Below are 20,541 nucleotides of genomic sequence, written 5' to 3'. Positions count from 1 at the left end.
TTGCAATCACCCAAGCCGCGGCAACCATTATGAATGTAGCATGCAATCGCGACAGGATCTTGAACCCCAATTCGCAATCAGAACACTCTGCCGTGAGTTAACCGCTTTTCACGCTCTATTGCAATAAACGAAAAATACTCATGCCATGACCTATTGTTTGTCGGCACCGCAGACGCAAAACAAATCTGCCGCCGGAAATTCCGGCGGCAGACACGTTTCCATGGCAATCAACAAACCCTCCTTAGGAGCGCACTTCCTGTCGCTGGAAGCTGACATACGCCAGCGTAAACATGAAGAGCATACCGGCAATCAGGCCTGCGATCTGTGGCCAGATAATCTTGATGCTCTGCATGGTCGGCAGGGGCGAGCCAATAAGAGCACCCTGCAATTGCGACATGAAGATCGGCCCCACCGAGCGTGAGGTCGGATCAAGCAGCATGGTGGCTGTTTCCCCATAGAGGATGGCTGGCGAAATGCGGGCCAGAGCCTGCTGTGTGTGGAACTGGGCCAGCATCGTCATCGGATCATAGGGATTGATCGGCGATATGACGCTTGCGAGCAATGGCGTGATCATCTGCCAGAAGATCGTGAAGATCAACCACACAGACAGGGCCGCCAATGCTGATGTCGCCGGAGAGCGGGTAAGCGTCGAGAAGGCCAATGCCAAAGCCAGCCACACCCCGGTATAGAACAGGGTGGCAGCCAGATAGACCAGCCCCCGCGCCACATCAGCGCCGGAAGGAGGCAAACCGAGAAACAGAATGCCCAGCCCGACCATCAACAGCCACAAGGTGACAAGCGCGATGGCCAGCACCATCAGCCCACCCAGAAACTTGCCGAACAGCACCGCATCGCGATAGATCGGCTGCGCCAGAATGCGGCTCATGGTGCGGCGGCTGAACTCGCCATTGACCGCATCGAACCCCAAGGCGATTGCCAGTAGCGGCAACAGAAAGCCCATGAAGGATGAGAAAGACGGCAATGGCGCCTTGGCCACAGTGAACAGTTTGAGGAACAGGAACGCATCCTGCGCCGTGGTTGTCTTGATCTGACCAATAGCCGCATAGACCGCACCAATAGCGGTCAGCAGAACCAGCATCATGATCAGATGCATGCGGGCACTGGTCATGTGATCGGCGGCCTCTTTGAGCGCAATCGAGGCAACGCCTGTAAGAGGAGATCCTTTCCTTTTCATTGCTGCATCTCCTTTTGCTCGATATCGAGGAAGAAGCGATTATAGGCTTCACTCAGACTTGCCCGATGCGCCTGCAAAGACAAAAGGTCGCCCCCATGTTCGGTGATCATCCGGGCCAGCTCCGGCCTGACATCATGCGTCGCAGACACCATCCAGTGTTCTTTGTCGCGATGATCGACAGCTCCGACAGCAGGGATGATATCGACACAGGCACTCAGGTCGATCTTCCGGGCGGCCACATCGATCTGGAAGGACCCGCCTGCAACATCATTGGTGAATTTTTCCACTGACCCCATGAAGCCGATCTTCCCCTTGTTGAACAAGGCGACACGCGTGCAGATGGATTGCACCACATCGAGCATATGCGAGGAGATGAGCAGGGTCATCCCATCCGCAGCAAAGGCACGAATCAGATCGAGCAATTCATCGGTCGAGCGCGGATCAAGCCCGGACGTGGGCTCGTCCAGCACCGCCAGCCGAATTTGCCGCATCGCCAGCTCGGCAAGGCCCAGACGTTGGCGCATACCACGCGAATAGGTGCCAACACGCTTGTTGGCAACATGATCCAGATGCACTTGCTGCAACGCGGTCATTATGCGGTCATCTATCTCACTGACATCAATGCCACCGAGGCGAGCGGTATAACGCAGATTTTCCAACCCGGTCATGCCATCATAAAAGCCCACAGAATCGGGCAGATAGCCAACCTGTGTCTTCACCGCCAACGGATCACGCAAAGGATCAAGATCCAGCACCCGCACAGAGCCGGCGCTGGGCTCAGTTAGCCCGATCAGCATCAGAATGGTTGTCGTCTTGCCCGCCCCATTGGGGCCGAGCAAACCGACAATTTCGCCCTCATCCACCGCAAGGTTGACTCCGTCAACGACAGTGGATGCGCCGTAGCGCTTGGTAAGGCCTACGGCTTCAACAACCGGTCTACTCATCTGCGACCATACCGGAAGATAGCGCCGAGCAGAACGATCACGGCAATGGCGATGATACCGACCCCGATGATGCCCCACATGGTGGAGGTTTCAACGGTCACGCGATAATCGACCTCTTTGGACACCCCGTCAGCCTTGGCGCGGATGTGAACCATATAGTCACCGGCGATTGCCTTGCTGGATGGCTCGATCTTCACATTCACATTCTGGGTCTTGCCTTCATCCAGCTTGGCCAGTTCCTTGGGATCAAAAGACACTTTCCAGCCGCTTGGCGAGGTTGCGCTCAAAGTGACCTTGTTGGCAGCTGCCGTTCCGTTATTGACCAGCACAAACGGGAAGGTCGTTTCCGAACCAGCGGTGGCCTGCCCGCTCAATCGGTCGTTTGGACCGCTTAGCAGCAATTTGGGAGAGCCACTGACCTTGAGGCTGACCTTGGCCTTGGCTGCGGGATCATCCGGCCCGGCAACGGCGGCTACCTCGATCGGATAATCGCCCTCGGCCACGTCATGATTGAGCTTGATGGTCATGGTGACCGATTCGGTCGCACCTGCCTTCACCGGAATGCCGGTGATTTCCTCGTTGCCATAGCCTTTCTTGAAGGTCGCCATGAAACCGGCAGGCGCATCGGCGGACAGGTTGAACAGAGTGTCGTGGTTGGAACCGTTGGTCAGCTTCATCTTATATTGAAAGCTGGTATTGACCGTGCCATGCAGCGCGGGCAATTCGGGCACAAGCGTTGTATCCCCAAGCGGAATGTCCGCAATGGCAACGCTCAAAGGCAGCTTGAACTGATCGCCATTGGCGATGGCATCCACCTCGAACTTGTAGGTCTTCTTCTCGGCATCATTGGCCGGATCAACCTTGAGCGTCAGATTATCAATTTCATTGGGAAGAGGCATCGCAGAGGTAACATCCGTCCCCCCCGCCTTAATGGAATAGGTCCACCCCTCCGGCAGGCCCTTAACAGCCAGTTTGGTGCGCACAGGATTGTCTAGTGCATTGAGAAGGGATAGCGGAATGGATACCTTTTTGCCCGCAGATACCGCCACGTCAGGGTGATCGGCGGTAAGCCAGAAACCATGGATGGCCGGACCATTGGCCGGTTGGGTAAAGGCTTCGGCCATAGCATTGGAAGAGAGAAGCGGAGTCATGGCCATAGCGGCCCCGAGCAGCGCGAAACTTGCGCTTTTTGCCAGAGATTTCATCGGAAATCTTCCTCGTAAAAGTCTGTAAAGGTAAGGATGAAAGTCCGCTCAGCCGGGCATCGATGCCGTGTCTTGCGCATGTGCGATGTCAAGCCTCCTCACAAGGGTGACAATGCGCCAAGACAACAAACCAAACGGATGATGGTTCAGGCTTTTACAGGAAGAGGAGGGCCGCGGCCGAAAGGTTTGACATTGGACGGACTGCCATCAATGGACAGTTCCAGCCAGATACGCGCCAATTTGAGAAAAACGGGATCGGGATGTTTGAGGGTGGCCTTGTCAACGGGGACACACTGCCCCATCTCGTCTTGAAGGTCTTCACGTACCTCCACATCGGCGACAGGACGTGCATAAAGCTGATCCTGAAAGCTGCTGACCTGTTTCGCGCCCAGCCATTGCAGCTTGCCAAGGCTGGCGGCATCAGACTGGAAGGACGAGGAGAACAGAAGCAGGAAGGCCAGAAAGAGACCAAGCAGCCCGCGCAACCAGACAGCTTTCTGGTTGTTCAGACGATCGGCCCTCATCCCTTTTCCCAACGTCTCGCTCATCCCTATGTCCCCGGTTTTGCATCCCCGGATCATGGCAGATCAATGCCATCCTCGCGAGATCTTACCAAGGCCCCGGATATGGCGAAAATTTGTCTATGAACAAGTGCGGAAAATTAAATTTCCGTAGGGTTTGCGGCTTCAAACCTCATATTTGCTTTTATCGCCAATATCGAAATGCAGCGGCATGCGCCATTTGGCAATGCTGACGACAAGAAACAGAAGCGCCGAAATACCCGCCAGAATCTGGGCAATGGGTCCAGCATCAAGCGCCAGAGCAAACCACAATGCAGCCAGTAAAAGCGGCTGCGCTGGCAAACCGGGCACCTTGAAACAGAAATATTCCTTAAAGCAAAGCCCGCCCAGCGTGATGAAACATCCCCCAAGACCAATCAGCGGAAAGCCCAGCATCGCACAGAGTAGCCCAACCCATGTCGCTCCCTGCAAAGTCAATCGATAGGGCTTCATATAAATATGCAGGCTGCTGGCACACATCGTGGCAGCAACAAAGCAGAGCTGTTGGGCCGGATAAGCAGTCTGCCAGGGCAAAAGCGCGATGGACGGCGCGGCCAGAACAAAGCCCAGCCGATAAAGAATGACGGAAACATAGTCGAGCCAGTCCATTTCAGATTTGATATGCGGATCTGCCAAAGGGATGTCCTTCTATATCGGGTGGGGCGTGCGGGGTTGGTCAACATCATGATAACGCAAGTCACCGGCTTAACCCAAACGCTTTCCCCCTTGCTCCAACGTCATTTTCTTCTGCACGCCCGCTTTTTGGACAGCGAACTATTTTATAAAACCCATTTAAAACAATAGCATAAGTTCCTTCACCAGCGATTTCACAAAAGTGACATGAAATCGAAAAGAAAGTTTCGCAAAGCCCAACCATAGTGCCGCCAACTCCATTGCACAGCTGTGCAAACCAAATAGGACCTTCCCGATGGGCGCTATTGAAATCACCGGCATTCACAAATCATTCGGCAAAACCGAAGTCTTGCGCGACATATCACTCTCCATCAAATCAGGCGAATTCGTTGCGGTGCTCGGCCCATCCGGCTGCGGCAAGACAACCCTGCTGCGTACGCTGGCCGGATTTGAAAAGCTGGACAAGGGCGAAATCCATGTGGACGGCCGCTGCCTTTCCGGACGCGATATTCATCTTTCGCCAGAAGAGCGTGGCATCGGCGTGGTTTTCCAGAATTACGCCCTATGGCCTCATATGAGCGTTGAGCAGAATGTGTCCTACAGCCTGAAGGTCAAGGGCATGTCCCGGACCGAGCGCACCCAACGGACGAAAGATGTGCTCGAACTGGTGGGGCTCGACCGCTTGGCCAATCGTAGACCGGCAGATCTGTCCGGCGGGCAACGTCAGCGTGTAGCTCTGGCCCGCTGTCTGGCCATGCAGGCCGGAGTGGTGCTGCTTGATGAACCGCTCGCCAACCTTGATGTCCACTTGCGCGCCACGCTGGAAGAGGAATTCTCCCGTTTCCATCAGCGCTCGGGCGCAACCATGTTCTACATCACCCATGACCAGTCCGAAGCGTTGGCGCTGGCCGATCGCGTCGCCGTCATGGACAAGGGCCGCATCGCTCAGTTTGCCACCCCCAGCAAGCTTTACCTCGAGCCAAGCAACGAAATGGTTGCCGGTTTCATTGGTGAAGGCAAATTGATGGATGTTTCCAATCTCACCCCGAGCGATGACGGTATGGCCCATGCCAACCTGTTTGGCAAACCCATCCGGTTGCGCTGTGCCAGCTCGGCCAGCGCCCGCTCGCAGGCCCGCATTTCATTCCATCCGTCCGATCTATCCCTTGCGACGGCCAAAGAAGAAGGCATTCCGGCCACCGTCAAGCGATTGACCTATCGCGGCGATCATCTGCGTGCCGAGGTCGCCCCCGTCCCGGCACCCGATGTCTCGCTCACCCTGAATGTTGCACCTCCCTTCTCCATCGAGCAGGGACAACATGTGTCCATCGCCCTTAACGATGGATGGGTCTTACCCGACCCACAATTTGCTTAATCCCCTCTCTCAAACTCACCTAATCATTCAAGGACTTCCCTTATGCGTACCCTTACTCTGGCTGCTCTGGCCCTTATGGCAGCAACCGCAGCGCACGCTGAAACCACCATAACGCTTTACACCAGCCAGGCTCCCGAGCAGGCTCAGGAAACCGTTGATGCTTTTGAAAAAGCCAATCCGGACATCAAGGTCAACTGGACCCGCAACGGCACCTCCGCCCTGATGAATGTGATGCGCGCCGAAATCGAAGCCGGTCAGGTTCAGGCCGACATTCTGCTGGTTGCCGACCCGATCAACCTCGGCCTGCTGAAAGCTCAGGATCAGCTGCTGGCCTATCCCGAGGCCCCGGTCGCTGCCTATGACAAGGCGGCTTACGACAAGGACATGACCTATTTCGGCACCAAGGCCATCACCACCGGTATCGCCTACAACACCAACAGCGCCAAGCCTATCAAGAAATGGGCTGACCTGCTGACCGAAGAAAACCGTGGTCAGATCGCCGTACCGAGCCCGCTTTACTCCGGCGCCGCTCTCAATCATCTGCATACCCTGATCAATCAGGACTCCATCGGTTGGAGTTTCTATGAAGGTCTTGCCGACCTCGACATCGCTCCGGAAGGCGGCAACGGCCCGGCAACCAAGGCTGTTGCGTCCGGCATGGCCAAATATGCCATCATCGTTGATGCCAACGCCCTGCGCGCCAAAGCAAAAGGCTCTCCGGTAGACTATATCGCTCCGGAAGACGGCGTCTCCTTCATCGGCGAACCGGTTGCTATCCTCAAAAACACCAAGCATGTTGCCGAAGCCAAGAAATTCGTCGACTTCCTGCTTTCCAAGGAAGGTCAGGAACTGGTTTCCAAACAGGGCAACCTGCCTTTGCTGTCCGACGTTGCAAGCCCAGAAGGCTTCCCGGCTCTCTCTTCCATGAAACTGCTCGGCTATGATGTCGATGCAGCTGTGAAAGCGAACGAAGAAGTTCGTGCCAAATTCGCAGACATCTTCGGAATGTAAGCGCGTGTCAGACCTCGCAGTAGAACAGGAGCGCCCCGAGCGGGCGTTCCGCCTTTCGCGTCTCAAGCTCAGTGGCGAGATGCGTCTGATCATCTGTCTTGCCCTGTTTGTCGGCCTGCTCTCTATCGCGCCGCTGGGACGACTTGTTTATGCCGCCTTCTTTACCGATGGCTCTCTGGATCTGGAGAGAATCACCCACATTCTGGGTGGCCGTCGCGTGTTGCAGGCAACCGGCAACACCATCTGGATTTCCATCACCTCCACACTTCTGGCCTCTGTTATCGGCACACTCGCTGCCCTGCTGGTCGGCATGACGGACATGAAGGCCCGTACCGCGTGGGTATTCGGCTTTGTCCTGCCGCTGATGATCCCGCCGCAGGTAACAGCCCTTGCATGGGTGCAGTCATTCTCCCCCGCCAGCCCATTGCTTGCTCCTCTTGGCTTGACCCTTGAGCCTGGTATGCGTCATCCGCTCTATTCGTCTGGCGGCATCATCTTTTTGCTTGGGCTCTATAACGCGCCGCTGGTCTTTCTTTCCGTGCGCGCAAGCCTCAGACGGGTGCCAGCCAATCTGCTCGAAGCGGCCCAAAGCGCTGGCGCAAAGCCTCTGCCCGTGGTTCTGGACATTATCCTGCCACTCGTGCGCAGCGGTATCTTCGCCGGAGCCGCACTGGCCTTTGTCTCCTCCATCGGTAATTTCGGCATTCAGGCCATGCTGGGCATTCCCGCCCGCGTGCCAACCCTCATCACAATGATTTACCGTCGCCTAAACAGCTATGGTCCCTCGGCCCTTAATGACATGGCGCTTCTGGCCCTGTTGCTTGCCGTGCTCACCATCATCGGCATGACCATCACCGGATGGCTGGGTCGACAGGGCGACCAGCGGGTTGACGGCGCCAGCATCACATTGCGCCTTTCCCTTGGCCGCTGGCATTGGCCCGTCGCCACTCTGGCATGGGGCTATCTGGCAGCGGTGTTGGTGCTGCCTCTCTCCTCTCTTGCTGGTTCGGCACTGGTGCGCGGCTATGGCCAGCCCCTCACACTGGACACCCTAACTTTTGAAAATTTCAACAATGCACTGTTTCGCCATGAAGGCATTCGCGAGGCCTTTGCCACGAGCTTCATGCTCACCGGACTGACGGTGTTCATTCTCATTCCCGTTTCCATCGCCCTTGGTTATTTTCTCGTCTGGCGCACGGGGTTCTTGTCCAAACTTCTGCATCTGGCTTCCGAATTGGCCTATGCCCTGCCCGGCATCATCATCGGCGTGGCCATGATCCTGTTTTTTCTGCGCCCGTTGCCCCTCGTCAATGTCAGCATCTATGGCACCATTTGGGTCATCTTTGCCGCCTATCTGTCCAACTATCTCGCCCTCGCCCTGCGTCCCATTCTAGGCGGCTTTGCGCAGGTGGACCGCTCGCTCAACGAAGCAGCCCAGATTGCGGGTGCGGGTATCCTTTCACGCCTTCGGGATATCGTCCTGCCAGTGCTTGCGCCTTCTGCAGCAGCAGCCGCAATCCTTGTCTTCATGACGGCGATCAACGAAATCCAGACTTCTGTACTGCTGGTCTCTTCCCGCGCTCAGACCATTGGGCCGATGATCATTTTCCTCGAAGAAGCTGGCTCCTCCACCCTGGCCGCCGCAGTGGGCTGCCTGATGGTACTGCTCATCCTGTCCCTCATGCTGGTTTCACTGTGCTTTAGCAAATTTCTGCCCAAGGGGGTGCTGCCATGGCGCGACTGATCGCTATCAGCGGCCTCAACCGCAAAAGTGCCGCCCTGTTTCTTGTCGAAATCGGTGGGCGTCGCATCCTGTTCGATTTTGGCGATGGCCTCGAACCGGGGGAGCATCCCGACATTGCCAGCATCGGCAAGGTGGATGCGCTTTGTCTCAGCCACGCCCATGAAGATCATATCGGCTCTCTTTTGCGCCTTGATGAAGTGGGCATGCCCCCGGTCTATGCCACCAAACGGTGCTTTGATGACATTCCCGCGGGCATAGTGCCCGCTGACCGCCGCGAAATTCCTCAAAAGGGTCAGTTCGATCTGCTGGGCATACCCATGACAGTTGGCCAAAGTGGCCACGCGCCGGGCGGCGTCTGGTTTCACCTGCCAACTGATCTGGGCGGCTTCATCTATTCAGGTGACGTCTCGGCAGAATCCGACAGCATGCCCATGGACCCGATGCCCCCCGCAGCAACCCTGCTGATTGATGCCTCCTATGGCGACCGGGACAGTCTGCTCACAGAGCAAAAGCAGCAAATAATCGCTAAGGCAAAAGGCGGAGCCGTGGTCTGTTGCCCTCCTGCCGGACGGGGCGCAGACATGGTCCACGCCCTCAGGCAAGCGGGCTATGAAGTCAAGGCCGAAGCCATCATCGCCAAAGAATACCAAATCGCCATGGGACATACGGTTCCGGTGGTGGACGCAGAGACAGCCAACCCCGAGGATGTTATTGTCACAACCGGCTCGAATGGCGAGGAAGGCCTGTCGGCTGACCTGCTCAAGCGAGAGGGATTTCGCTTTCTCTTCTCCAGCCATGTCCCCAAAGGCAGCCCGGCCTTCCCGCTGATCGCGGAGAAGCGTGCGCAATGGTTGCCATGGAATGTTCATCCGCGCCTCAGGGATATACTCATCTGGGCCGACCAATGCAGAGCAGACCGGGTCATACCGGCCTTTCTTGATATTACGACCGCTCCGAAGCTGGTATCCGGCCTCGGCCCCCGTCTTGCCCTCAAGCGGGAATTGGAGATTTGAGACTTTGAAGCACAAGACATCCCGCCATGGCTTGCCAACCGACGTCGATGCAGCCGAAGCCATGGAAGACGCGCAATCCCTGTTGATTCCGATTATCGAGAATTTCGGCCCCCATCGCAAAGCGCTTTACCTTGGCAATTTGCCCGCAGCAGAAGATGCCCACGCCTTGCAGCGCGCCAATATCACCGAAAGCCTCAATGTTTCGATCAATATTTTCCCGCAGGATTTGACCCTTGACGACGGAACCGAAATCCGTCGCTATCAGATCGGCATGATCGATGGACCAGGCAACAGCCCCCATCTGCTGGCAGCATCGGTGATGACACTTCAAGGCCTGATGCATGGCTATATCGAAGGCAAGCCCCATTACCCTCAGCATCACTGCGGCAATATTCTCATTCATTGCCGGGGTGGCCGCTCTCGCTCCGTCACGGTTCTGGCACTCTGGATGGCCGCTTTCTGCCCTGATCAATTCGCCTCCTTTAAAGACGCTCTGGATCATATCCGAATCATTCGCGCCCTTCCGCAAAGCTACCCCTTGCCCGGCATGATGGCTCTGGCCGATGACGTCCTGTCCAACAGACTGTTACCGAACATGAGCAGGTAGGCCCATGAACGATAAATTCGTGTCGGCTTCCGATGTCGCCAAACGGGCGGGCGTGTCCCGCTCGGCAGTTTCGCGCACCTTCACCACAGGGGCCAGCGTCTCGGAAAAGACACGGCGCAAGGTGATGGCGGCAGCAGAAGAGCTGGGCTACAAAGTCAATCTGTTGGCCCGCACGCTGCATATGAGCCGCTCCGATCTGGTGGGGGTTGTGGGCAAAAACCTCTCCAGCCCCTATATTTCCGCTCAGATCGATGCCTTGAGCGCCGCTTTGAGTAAGCATGACCTACAGTGCATTCTGGTCAATTTGGCGCAGGTGGATGGCGACATCACCAAATCCGTCGAACGTCTGCTGGAATATCGGGTACGCACCGTTGTGCTTCTTTCTGGCGCAGCGCCCGATGAAGTGGTTCGCATCTGTGCGGCCAATGGAACCCGGTTGGTCCTGATCAACCGCACGATGCCGGCCGCAGTTGCCCATGCAGATATGATCGAAGCGGATTCGGCAACGGGCGGACGATTGGCAGCCCGCAGGCTCATACAGGCAGGATGCCAAAATGTGGCCGTGCTGGTGTCCGCCTCACGCACCCATGCCAAACGGGCCCGTGCCGAAGCCTTCATTGCCGAAATGGATCGCAGCGGGGTCGCAGTCACACAATGGCGCGAAGGCCCCCATTGTTATGAAACCGGAGCGGACGCCGCCCGGACCCTTCTTGCCCGTCCTGGCATAGACGGCATCTTTGCCGTGAGCGACGAGCTGGCGCTGGGCGCCCTTAACACCGCCAGACATGAGCTGGGATTTTCGGTGCCTGAAGATCTATCCATCATCGGCTTTGATGATGCGCCCATTTCCGGCTGGTCCTCTCACGATTTGACCACGGTGCGGCAATCCCTGTCAGCCTTGACTGAAGCAACGCTGCAAGCGGTGATGGGGCCTGCCAATGGACCAAGCTCTCGCAGAAGCATCCCGGTAAAGCTTGTTGAACGTGGCTCGGTTCGCTAGAGGCTGCCACCTTTCCAAAAAAATCCCCCTTATCCTGACAGGTGGACAAGGGGGAGAGGAACAACAGGCTGCGAGGACTGTTGGAAAAAGCGAAGCCGACCGTCAGAGGGGAGAAACGACCGGCTTCCTTTGCCTAGCTTACATGCAGCTAGCAATATACTCGTATTTGTCAGCCAGTTCCGGCTGATCAGCCGTGATCGTAACAATCTCGGTCATGGTCACCTTATCAAGGGTTTTGCCATCGATCAGAGCGACGGCAGCATCCATTGCAGCTGCGCCTTCAGCTGCCGGGTTCTGCGCAATCAGAGCCTGAATGGCGCCATTCTTGAGCGCAGCAACTTCAGCGGAAGCAGCATCATAGGCAATCATCTTGACCTTGCCGATAGCGCCAGCCTGACGCAGACCAGTGATCGCGCCAATGGCACCCTGGTCGTTGGTAGAGAAGATCGCCGCCAGATCCGGATGTGCAGACAAGGTGGAGGTTACGATTTCAGCCGCTTTCTGCGGATCATCAGACTGATATTGCGGGCCGATATATTCGATATTCGGGAACTTCTTGATTTCTTCCTCGAAACCGGAGGTACGGGCGTCCTGTGCCAGAGAGCCAGGAGGCTGGGTGATAACCATGACCTTGCCTTTTTCGCCGATCAGCTTAGCCATGGCGTCAGCAGCCAGCTTGCCACCTTCCGCATTGTCGGTCAGAACCTGCGTTTCAACAAAAGAGGTGTCGGAAATCGTCTGATCAATGGTGAGAACCTTGGTGCCGCGTTCTGCCAGCTCTTTCATCGGCTGAATAAGCGCCTGCATGTCGGTGGGAACGATGGCCGCAACGTCAGGCTTGGTGGCCGTTACCGCATTGACAACCGGAATCTGGCTATCAGCAGCGAACTGATCAGGAGCAGAGACCGAGAGGTCAAGGCCGAGCTCTTCAGCGCGCGCCATCGCGCCACACTGAAGGGCCTGATAGAAAGGGCTGCCCTTGACGCCGAGGACGAGGGAAACAGTGCCCTTGTCTGCGGCCTGGGAAGGCAGGGTCAAGGCGGCAAGGCTTGCTGAAAGGACAAGCGCGGAGACAATCTTTTTAGTAAACATGGTGATTATTCCTTTTCTGGAAGGCTTGGTTTTTGACACGGTTTACCCGCGTTTTCTGAGCCGTCTCTTGAGCTGGTCGATCCAGACGGCAAGGATCAGTACCGCACCCATGGCAACAGTTTGCCAGAAGGGCGGAATTCCGAGAATAACAAAACCATTAAGCAAGATGATCGGGATGAAGACACCGATCACGGTGCCGAAAATACCGCCCGACCCGCCAAACAGGCTGGTTCCACCCAGAACAACGGCCGAGATGGTCGTCAGGTTGTCCATGGCGTGACCATTGATGGTCGTGGTGGCAAAGCGTGCATTGGCCATGACCGCTGCAATACCGGCCATCGCACCAGAAATGGCATACACGGTCATCATGCGTTGGGTCACCTTGATGCCGCTGCGTCGCGCGCCCTCATCATTGGAGCCGACGGCATAGACATGCAGACCAAAGCGGGTAAAACGCAAGACCAATCCGGCCACGATCACACAAACAACCGCGATCAATACCAGAACCGGAATGCCGAACAGACGGCCTGACCCGATTTCGGTTACAAGCAACTCCGGCATGGCCCGAACATCCACTCCGCCAGACAGAATCTGGGCCCCGCCCAGTGCCATACCCATCGTACCGAGAGTAACGATCAGGGCCGGAATTTTGGCGACAGACACCAGAAAGCCATTAAGAAGGCCCCAAAGAATACCCGTGACGATCGAAGCAAAAACGCCGATCAAGATCACGCCCCACCCGGCGGAGGTGGTGCCAAAAGTCGTGCCGCTGTCGCCGGAAAGCGCCAGCATGACTTGTGCCGATACGACAGAACAAAAAACCAGCACCGAGCCGATGGACAGATCAATCCCGGCGGCGATGATCACATAGGTTTGCCCGGCTGCCAGCACCAGAATGAGCGCTGCGTTGATGGCCAGCTGCTGCATGTTGTAGGCAGACGCAAACTGACTTGGGCGCAAGCCGGTGAAAATGCAGATCAGTACCAGCAGCAGCAGAAAGATCCAGCCCGAGGCCAGAAGGCGCAGCATGCGGCCGTCATTGGATTGCGGCATGTTGAAATCTTGGCTTGTGCTCATGACTGCTTCTCCGTGGTACCGCTGGTCATTTCTCTGACAAGGTCGTTGACGGTGACATCCTTGGGGTTGAGATCGGCAACAGATTGGCCCAGTCGCAAGACATGCACCCGATCGGCGACTTCAAGCACCTGCGGCATGTTGTGGCTGATCAGAACCACCGAGGTACCGTTATCGCGCACCCGCTTTGTCAGCTCGAGCACACGCTCGGTCTGCACCACACCGAGGGCTGCAGTGGGTTCATCAAGAAAAACGATTTTTTCCGCCCACATGGCAGCTCGCGAAATGGCAACCGACTGTCGCTGACCGCCGGAAAGAGTATCAACGGCCACATTCTGGGACTTCAGCTTGACGCCAAGCTCGGTGAAGACCTTTGCCGCCCGCTCTCGCATGGTCACGCGATCCAGAACCCCCAGCCTGCCAAGCAGGCCTGAGCGGACAAGTTCGCGACCAAGATAAAGGTTCTCCGCCGGTGGCAGATCAGGAGCCAGCGCCAGATCCTGATAGACCGTGGCAAGGCCTGCATCCTGTGCATCACGCGGGGAGCCGAAATGCACCGGCTTACCATCGATCAGCAATTCGCCACTATCAAATTGATCAGCGCCGGAAAGGATTTTTACCAGTGTCGACTTGCCTGCGCCGTTATCGCCGATAAGCGCGACGATTTCACCCGGCATGACCTTGAAGTCGACACCGCGCAACGCCTGAACATGGCCAAATGTGCGGCGAATGTTGCGGGCTTCAAGCAAAGGCTGGGTCATTTCACCGCATCCTCCATCTCAAGCCCGATATTGTTCGAAAAGGCAAAGAATTCGCTGTAACGCGCTTCAACAAGGGCCTGCCAATGGTCGTACGCCGCCTGACTGCTCGGAAAGCGCCAGATTTCAACCGTTTCAAAATCATGCTGACCGCGAATATGGAACCGTCCCTGCGAAACGGCGCCCTTCTCGGTAGCAGCCTTGCGAATGCTGTTCCAGGAAACGCAAAGCGCATCCTTGTCAGCTTGCGCTGTCAGATACCAGTGTGGACGGGGGCGCGCATAATGCAGCCATGCACAGTCAGCACCGGATTTTTGAGCATGATCAGACATTGTGACCCTCTCCTTCAGTCTTTTTGGGCGCGATCAGGTCGCCGAGTGGGCGAATGCGCCCGACAATGTGTCGGGATGTTGTGAATTTGAAATCGGCTACACGCTCATGGCCACGAATGGCACTGTCTGCAACGTCCGGCCCGGCAATTTCCCAATAGCCCAGATGATGCCAGTGATGAGCGATATCGAAGCGCATGCGCCCCGAAATATTGACCTCATGATCCAGATCGCCCTTGAAGGCTTCATCACACTCCAGATCATAGTCATTGCGCTCATCCACCGCGGCTTCACACCATTGGTCATTCCACTCCCACAGAGCAAGAAAGGCCCATTCATGGTCGCTATGGGCACCCTTGCCGAAAACGGGTGAGAATTCTCGAAGACCAATCAACCATTCGGTCTTGAAAGCGCGGACCCAGCCAGCCTTTTCCAATCGAACGGTACCCGCCAACGCGGCATCAAGGCTTGGCGCTTCAAACACGCCTGCCAGATCATGTGAATGAGTAAAGCCGGTATCAATGCCCATGGGAACATTGGGAGCCTCTGGATCGAAAACGCAGCGCTGCGAAACAATCCAACCCTCGGCCACAAGCTCATCCAGAACCCCGTTGATCGCCGCTTCATGACTGGCATCATAGATACCCGGCAAATCGTCCTGGCGGGTCGCAAGAAACAGCACGCAGGCCCGCGCCCTGTCTGCTCCTTCAGCCGTAAAGACATCCGTATCGCCTGTCAGTGCGCTCATGTCAGCGAGCCTTCCGGACAGCAGTCATCAGACGCTCGACCCGTTCCGGATCAATCGGATTCCACCAGACATTGTCCTTTTTCAGCCATTGACCAACGATGGCACCATCGGCAACAGACATGAGGGCCGGCACCTGTTCGGGAGAAAGACCAGAGCCGACAATCACTGGCAGGTGAGTGCCTGCGCGCACCTGATCCACTTCTTCCGGCTGGGTTGGAGACCCTGTCCGCTGGCCGGTGGCGATCAGTACATCAGCATCGAACCATTCTGCATCGGTTGCCTGCTCCGTGATCGTGCGGTCTGCCGTGATCGCGTGTGCACCGAACTTCACATGCACGTCGGCTAGGATTGCCACATCCTTGGCACCGATATTGGCTCGGTAGCGCAGAGCCTGCGAAGAGGCACCGTTGAGGAAGCCTTCATTGGCCACATAGGCATTGGCCCACTGGTTGACTCGCACCCACTTGGCCCCGACAGCCTTGGCGACAGCAAGCCCCGGAATGGCGCCATTGGCAACGCAGGTAATCCCGATTGGAGTATCCACTGCTGCGCGCACCGCTTCACAAGCAGCCGTCAAACCGGCAACTGTCTCATAGCCGATATCTTCAGGACGGGAGAAGGGCATATCCCCGGCATTCTCGATCATGATGCCATCGACACCGCCTTCAGCAAGCGTCTTGGCATCCTTCACAGCCGCAGCATAGATTTCACGGACAGGTGCGCCATCGTAGCGGGGCGCACCCGGCAGGGCTTGCAAATGGATCACACCAATAATCGGCTTTTTGACCCCAAACAGACGCTCAAGCGCATTGTCTTTTGGCGGCATTACTACGGGAGCTGTCATTTTGCCCTCTTTTCTTTTTCGTGATTGAGTTGTTTCAAAGTCGGATATGCCGTTTGTGCGCCCTTGGCGCCACAAGACAACGTCGCGGCCAATACCGCATCTTCCAAGGCCACTGCGGGGCAGACACCCCGCGAAAGCCCGGCCAAAAACCAGCCCGCCAAACAGTCACCTGCCCCTGTCGTATCACGCACGGGCAATCCTTCTGGTGCGGGAATATGGGTTACTGTGCCGGCAGCGTGATATTCCGCCCCCAAAGGCCCACGTGTGCGTACAACAGAGTGGGCGCCCATGGCTTCAAGGCGCGCAACCGGCGCTTCGCCAATCAGAGCCGCAGCCCGATCATTCACAAACAGCACAGACGCACCATCGATGGCATAATCCAGTTGCTCTATTCCCTCGGGAAATGTCGCGGGTTCCAGATCGAGCGACCAGGAGAGGTCAGCCTTTTTCGCCATTTCAATGAGAGGCCGACCTGCTGGCCCGTAAATGGCCGTATGAAGATGGAAGCTGCCCTCAAGAGAGAGGCTGGATAGGTCTTCCGGCTCGGGATAGATTGATACACCGGGATAAAGCACAAGACGCTTTTCACCGTGCGGCTCGACAATCGAGACAACACGGCAAAGCATGCCATCCGCCCGAACCAGCATGGTGCGGATATCATGATCACGCATATGCTTGTCTGCCTGACGCGACATATCATCTTGACCGACACGCCCCATGAACGCAACTGCAGCCCCGGCACGCACGGCTGCAACCGCGCTATTGGCGGCCACACCGCCAAAGCCATCAATCAGGCCACGCGCAGAAACTTTTTCATCGGGATCGGGAAAATGGGAAACAGTGAATGTCTCATCCCAACTCATATCGCCGACAAAAACAATGTCATCCATGGGTATATCCTCATTTGTTATGACATTAGTATCTTTGTAATGACAAATGAGGTCAACATCTGATAGCTTGCTTTTGCACAATATTAGTGCTGTGTATAATATTTGTGCATTTATTAGCAATTTTGTTCGAAAAATACGCAGGATTACGGGTTGCAGGATTAAGTCTCAACCATTGATTATGGTTGCTCGGTTGAGAAAAACCTGCAAATGATATGAAGAAGCAATACAAATGGTGTCTTATGAAGTGGACTGAACATAAAATCGTCGCCAACGGCGTTCCACGCTGGCTGCAAATTGCAGAGATCTTGCGCGAAGCAATTGAGGACGGTTCATTTGCAGTTGGTCAAAGCATCCCGACTGAAGCCGAAATCAATAAGGCTTTTGATGTCAGCCGTACGACAACCCGTGCAGCAATGCAGAAACTCGTGCAAGATGGCTTGATTTCTCGTCGCGCCGGTTTGGGCTCAATCGTTGTCGATCAGAAGGTCGATCAACCACTTCATCAGATCCGCAGCTTTTCAGAAGATATGGAAAGCCGCGGTATGACAGCATCCTACGAGGTTTTGAGTTGCGGTCTGACGACGGCAACCCCCGAAGCCACCCATGGACTGGGTCTGGCCTCCGGCGATAGACCATTTCACATCGAACGGTTGCTGAAAGGCAATGATCGTCTGATTGGCTACTCCCAATCCTTCGTCCGCCCAGATATTTTCAATTCCGTGGCCCCACCAGATGCAGACTTCCTGTCCCAAGGTTCACTCTATGACTGGATCGCTACGGAACTGGGCATCAAGATCAATGGCGGCGTAGAATTTATCGAAGCCGGTCTGGCAGATGCCTTTCTTGCCAAAACGCTGGATGTGAAAGAGGGAGACCCTGTTCTGGTCGCCCATCGCACGGCGCAATCAGAAGCCGGTTTACCAATTGAATTTGCCGTGATCACCTATCGCGCCGATCGCTATCGCTTCCGCGTAGAACTGTAGCCCCTGATGGGATCAGCGAGCGTTTCTGCCAACTTTTTTTGGCCTCTTCATATCCGAATGAAAAAAACCGCCGCCAGATGTCTCCGACGACGGTTTGATTGATTGGGTGAAATCCCGTCATCCGATCAAAAATAGACAAAATAGGCATAAATCGCCGAAATAACGGTCGTCACCATCATCAAGGGGAAAGACAGCTTAAGGAACTGCATGAAAGAAATGCGCTGTCCGGCCCTTTCCGAGAAGCTGGCCACCATAACGTTCGCACTGGCACCAATCAGCGTGCCGTTGCCCCCCAGACAGGCTCCGAGCGACAAACACCACCAAAGAGGTTCGATGGCCTGTGGCCCCCCAAGGTCCGTCTGCATCGCTTTGAGCAGAGGAATCATGGTAGCCACAAACGGAATATTATCCACGATGGATGACAGGATCGCCGAGGCAAACAGAACGATCATCCCCGCAAACTCGACATTTGTGCCTGTGATGGCCAAAAGCTTGCCTGCAATGATCTTTAAAAGCCCCGTATGCTCAACGCCGGCGACCAACACAAATAGCCCCAAGAAGAAGAAAATCGTCTCCCATTCAACCTGATTGAACGCTTTGTGCACTGCATGAGACTGCTCTTCTGGCTTTCCACCAAAGGTGTGTAGAAGAAGCAAAAAAGCCGCACCAGTAAGAGCAATCGTGCCCGGCTCCCATCCCTGACCATGACCATAGATAAAGCCGAACAGAACCAGAGCCAGCGTAATCAGCGATTTGGTAAGAAGCACTTTGTCTTCTATCGCCTCAAACGCGTTATATTGCATCATCGCCTGCTTATCTTCTTCTGCGGCATGCATCTTCCGACCCCAGATAAAGTCAAAAAACACCAAGCAGACTATAAGAATAAGGATGGCAATCGGACTTACCCATTCCACAAAATCCATAAAACTGAGCCCAACAGCAGATCCGATCAAAATGTTCGGAGGGTCACCAATCAAAGTTGCTGTACCGCCAATGTTGGACGCAAAAATTTGGGAGAAGAGGAACGGGTAAGCCTTTAGATTGAGCTGATCTGTCAACAGCAGCGTAACCGGTACAACGAGAAGCACCGTAGTCACGTTATCAAGCAGGGCTGAGAATACGGCTGTTACCACCGCGAGTGCGATAAGCAACATCCTTGGGTTGGCTTTGACCAGTTTGGCGGTATAGATCGCCACAAACTGAAACACGCCTGATTCCTTGGTGATGGCGACAATCACCATCATACCGGTAAGCAGGAAAATCGTGTTGAAATCAATTCCATGAATGACCAGCTCGAAGTTCAGTACACCTAGAAGAACCAACAGACCAGCACCCAACAAGGACACAATGGCTCTGTTTATCTTTTCAGTGATAATGAAGAAGTAAGCTGCAATCAGAATGACGGTCGCCACAATCATGGGCGGCCATCCAAAAATAGCACTTGTGGCTATTTCACTGGCATTTTCCATTGATCAACTATCGCTTTTATTGCCGATGGATAGGCAAACAGTCGCCTGCGCCCACCCTATCGAGATTGTTGGATGTGCTAAGCTGTCGATCAGGAAGAACTGGAAACAATCAGTTCCAATTCGGAGATGGCGGATTGTTCCGTCAAAATGCCGAGGAACTTTTGTGTCCCGCTCTCGACGACCGGCAAGGGGCTGCCGTGTTTGGTCAGCTTTAGGATACCCTCCCATACCGAAAGGTCTGGGCTGATGGTAATCGGTTCCTGTTCCATGGCGGATTCAACGGGCTTTGACTTGATTTCGTTGATGCGCTTTGCGATGTCGGGTTTGGCACCGCGCGCAAAATCAAGATGCTCAAGACCGTTGGTCATTGTTACAGAAACGGGTAGGACTTGCCTCATAACGGACATGAATCCAAACATGCCCAGAAGTCTATTGTCACTAGATATGACGGGAGCAGTTCTGATCTTTTCATGTTCGAGAATATGCAAGGCATCCTCGACAATCATATCGGGAGTCAGACTGATCACTTTTTCGATCATTGCGTCTTTACAAGGCACTGTAACCTCCTAATCTTGTGTTGGCATATGAGCCACAGTCCCTGTTGACGCAATTAAACCTCAATTGTGGCATGCTAAAGTAGAATTGATGCATTTTGACGCAGTATGAACAGAAAAATCACATTTCTGTGATTATGCCCTTGTGACACTGTCCTCATTCAGACGCAAAAACCCCCCGGCTTATGGAGCACGGGGGGTTTTTGAATGTTTGTTATTAGCAGGCCCGGCAGCGACCTACTCTCCCACGTCTTAAGACGGAGTACCATTGGCGCAGAGGATATTAACGGCCGAGTTCGGGATGGGATCGGGTTTGGTGTCCTCGCCATAACCACCGGGCCGGCGAATAACAAACAGAGAAGCTGGTTGAGCTACCGGCGTTTTGCTAGAGCAAAAAGCGCCTATCGCTTAGTTTTAGCACTTTTGCGGAGCAAAAGTAGCCTTGAATGAATATAGACAAATGAGAGTAATCAAGCCTATCGAGCTATTAGTATCAGTAAGCTTCGCACGTTA

The 20,541-nt window shown here is 55.2% G+C and carries 21 protein-coding genes and 1 rRNA gene; 7 read left to right on the top strand and 15 right to left on the bottom strand.

Annotated elements, in window-relative coordinates:
• Positions 1-241: 241 nt before the first annotated feature.
• The 5 genes from BM258_RS17465 to BM258_RS17445 all read right to left on the bottom strand — a co-directional run bounded on the left by BM258_RS17465 (position 242) and on the right by BM258_RS17445 (position 4,540).
• The gene (locus BM258_RS17465; RefSeq protein ID WP_090074484.1) at positions 242-1,195 is read right to left on the bottom strand and encodes an ABC transporter permease; all 954 of its coding nucleotides are present in this window, start codon (positions 1,193-1,195) and stop codon (positions 242-244) included.
• Positions 1,192-2,139: an ABC transporter ATP-binding protein gene (locus tag BM258_RS17460; protein WP_090074483.1), complete on the bottom strand. Its 948-nt coding sequence runs from the start codon at positions 2,137-2,139 to the stop codon at positions 1,192-1,194. Before BM258_RS17460 ends, BM258_RS17465 begins: the two co-directional genes overlap by 4 nt.
• Positions 2,136-3,344: a COG1470 family protein gene (locus BM258_RS17455; RefSeq protein WP_090074481.1), complete on the bottom strand. Its 1,209-nt coding sequence runs from the start codon at positions 3,342-3,344 to the stop codon at positions 2,136-2,138. Before BM258_RS17455 ends, BM258_RS17460 begins: the two co-directional genes overlap by 4 nt.
• 146 nt (positions 3,345-3,490) lie before the next feature.
• Positions 3,491-3,892 carry a hypothetical protein gene (locus BM258_RS17450; protein WP_139229307.1) on the bottom strand — a complete coding sequence of 134 codons (402 nt, stop codon included), beginning with the start codon at positions 3,890-3,892 and terminating at the stop codon, positions 3,491-3,493.
• 138 nt (positions 3,893-4,030) lie between these two features.
• Positions 4,031-4,540, bottom strand: a complete 510-nt coding sequence (locus tag BM258_RS17445) for a DUF2301 domain-containing membrane protein (protein ID WP_090074478.1) — start codon at positions 4,538-4,540, stop codon at positions 4,031-4,033.
• Positions 4,541-4,832: 292 nt separating this feature from the next.
• Here BM258_RS17445 and BM258_RS17440 point away from each other — a divergent pair, with 292 nt between their 5' ends.
• From BM258_RS17440 to BM258_RS17415, 6 genes are read left to right on the top strand one after another with little or no spacing between them, the layout of a single operon-like run.
• Positions 4,833-5,912, top strand: a complete 1,080-nt coding sequence (locus BM258_RS17440) for an ABC transporter ATP-binding protein (RefSeq protein WP_090074476.1) — start codon at positions 4,833-4,835, stop codon at positions 5,910-5,912.
• Between the two features lie 42 nt (positions 5,913-5,954).
• On the top strand, positions 5,955-6,923 hold the full coding sequence (locus tag BM258_RS17435; RefSeq protein ID WP_090074474.1) for an ABC transporter substrate-binding protein: 969 nt from the start codon (positions 5,955-5,957) through the stop codon (positions 6,921-6,923).
• A gap of 4 nt (positions 6,924-6,927) precedes the next feature.
• Complete coding sequence (locus tag BM258_RS17430; RefSeq protein WP_244544753.1) at positions 6,928-8,667, top strand: ABC transporter permease; 1,740 nt, start codon at positions 6,928-6,930, stop codon at positions 8,665-8,667.
• Positions 8,655-9,680: an MBL fold metallo-hydrolase gene (locus BM258_RS17425; protein ID WP_090074471.1), complete on the top strand. Its 1,026-nt coding sequence runs from the start codon at positions 8,655-8,657 to the stop codon at positions 9,678-9,680. Before BM258_RS17430 ends, BM258_RS17425 begins: the two co-directional genes overlap by 13 nt.
• Positions 9,681-9,684: 4 nt before the next feature.
• Positions 9,685-10,287: a dual specificity protein phosphatase family protein gene (locus tag BM258_RS17420; RefSeq protein WP_244544752.1), complete on the top strand. Its 603-nt coding sequence runs from the start codon at positions 9,685-9,687 to the stop codon at positions 10,285-10,287.
• Positions 10,288-10,291: 4 nt separating this feature from the next.
• Positions 10,292-11,287 (top strand): LacI family DNA-binding transcriptional regulator, encoded by a 996-nt coding sequence (locus tag BM258_RS17415; RefSeq protein WP_090074469.1) that lies wholly within the window; start codon positions 10,292-10,294, stop codon positions 11,285-11,287.
• Between the two features lie 138 nt (positions 11,288-11,425).
• Here BM258_RS17415 and BM258_RS17410 read toward each other — a convergent pair whose 3' ends face one another.
• Genes BM258_RS17410 through BM258_RS17380 form a run of 7 tightly spaced genes read right to left on the bottom strand, consistent with a single transcriptional unit; the run spans position 11,426 to position 17,022 of the window.
• Complete coding sequence (locus BM258_RS17410) at positions 11,426-12,379, bottom strand: ABC transporter substrate-binding protein (RefSeq protein WP_090074467.1); 954 nt, start codon at positions 12,377-12,379, stop codon at positions 11,426-11,428.
• Between the two features lie 42 nt (positions 12,380-12,421).
• Positions 12,422-13,456, bottom strand: coding sequence for an ABC transporter permease (locus tag BM258_RS17405; protein WP_090074466.1), 1,035 nt, complete (start codon positions 13,454-13,456; stop codon positions 12,422-12,424).
• A complete protein-coding gene (locus tag BM258_RS17400; protein ID WP_090074465.1) occupies positions 13,453-14,214 on the bottom strand; it encodes an ATP-binding cassette domain-containing protein in 762 nt (253 codons plus the stop codon). Before BM258_RS17400 ends, BM258_RS17405 begins: the two co-directional genes overlap by 4 nt.
• On the bottom strand, positions 14,211-14,543 hold the full coding sequence (locus tag BM258_RS17395) for a hypothetical protein (protein WP_090074463.1): 333 nt from the start codon (positions 14,541-14,543) through the stop codon (positions 14,211-14,213). Before BM258_RS17395 ends, BM258_RS17400 begins: the two co-directional genes overlap by 4 nt.
• Positions 14,536-15,288, bottom strand: coding sequence for a hypothetical protein (locus BM258_RS17390; protein ID WP_090074461.1), 753 nt, complete (start codon positions 15,286-15,288; stop codon positions 14,536-14,538). Before BM258_RS17390 ends, BM258_RS17395 begins: the two co-directional genes overlap by 8 nt.
• Position 15,289: 1 nt before the next feature.
• Complete coding sequence (locus tag BM258_RS17385; protein ID WP_090074460.1) at positions 15,290-16,132, bottom strand: BtpA family protein; 843 nt, start codon at positions 16,130-16,132, stop codon at positions 15,290-15,292.
• Positions 16,129-17,022, bottom strand: coding sequence for a carbohydrate kinase family protein (locus BM258_RS17380; protein ID WP_090074458.1), 894 nt, complete (start codon positions 17,020-17,022; stop codon positions 16,129-16,131). The genes BM258_RS17385 and BM258_RS17380 overlap by 4 nt, the downstream gene beginning before the upstream one ends.
• A 239-nt stretch (positions 17,023-17,261) precedes the next feature.
• On the opposite strand from BM258_RS17380, the gene BM258_RS17375 reads away from it, so the two are divergent.
• Positions 17,262-18,005: a GntR family transcriptional regulator gene (locus BM258_RS17375; protein WP_175528138.1), complete on the top strand. Its 744-nt coding sequence runs from the start codon at positions 17,262-17,264 to the stop codon at positions 18,003-18,005.
• 125 nt (positions 18,006-18,130) lie between these two features.
• Here BM258_RS17375 and BM258_RS17370 read toward each other — a convergent pair whose 3' ends face one another.
• The 3 genes from BM258_RS17370 to rrf form a co-directional block, all read right to left on the bottom strand.
• Entirely contained in the window at positions 18,131-19,423 is a 1,293-nt protein-coding gene (locus BM258_RS17370; protein ID WP_210186793.1) for an ArsB/NhaD family transporter, read from the bottom strand.
• Between the two features lie 140 nt (positions 19,424-19,563).
• The gene (locus BM258_RS17365) at positions 19,564-20,031 is read right to left on the bottom strand and encodes a CBS domain-containing protein (RefSeq protein ID WP_139229306.1); all 468 of its coding nucleotides are present in this window, start codon (positions 20,029-20,031) and stop codon (positions 19,564-19,566) included.
• 221 nt (positions 20,032-20,252) lie between these two features.
• Positions 20,253-20,367, bottom strand: a 5S ribosomal RNA gene (gene rrf / locus BM258_RS17360).
• Positions 20,368-20,541: the final 174 nt, after the last annotated feature.

The sequence above is a fragment of the Cohaesibacter marisflavi genome, from assembly GCF_900115225.1.
GTDB classification, from domain to species: Bacteria; Pseudomonadota; Alphaproteobacteria; order Rhizobiales; family Cohaesibacteraceae; genus Cohaesibacter; species Cohaesibacter marisflavi.
The sequence above is the reverse complement of the archived record's forward strand: the minus strand, read 5'-3'. Positions and strand labels throughout refer to the sequence as shown.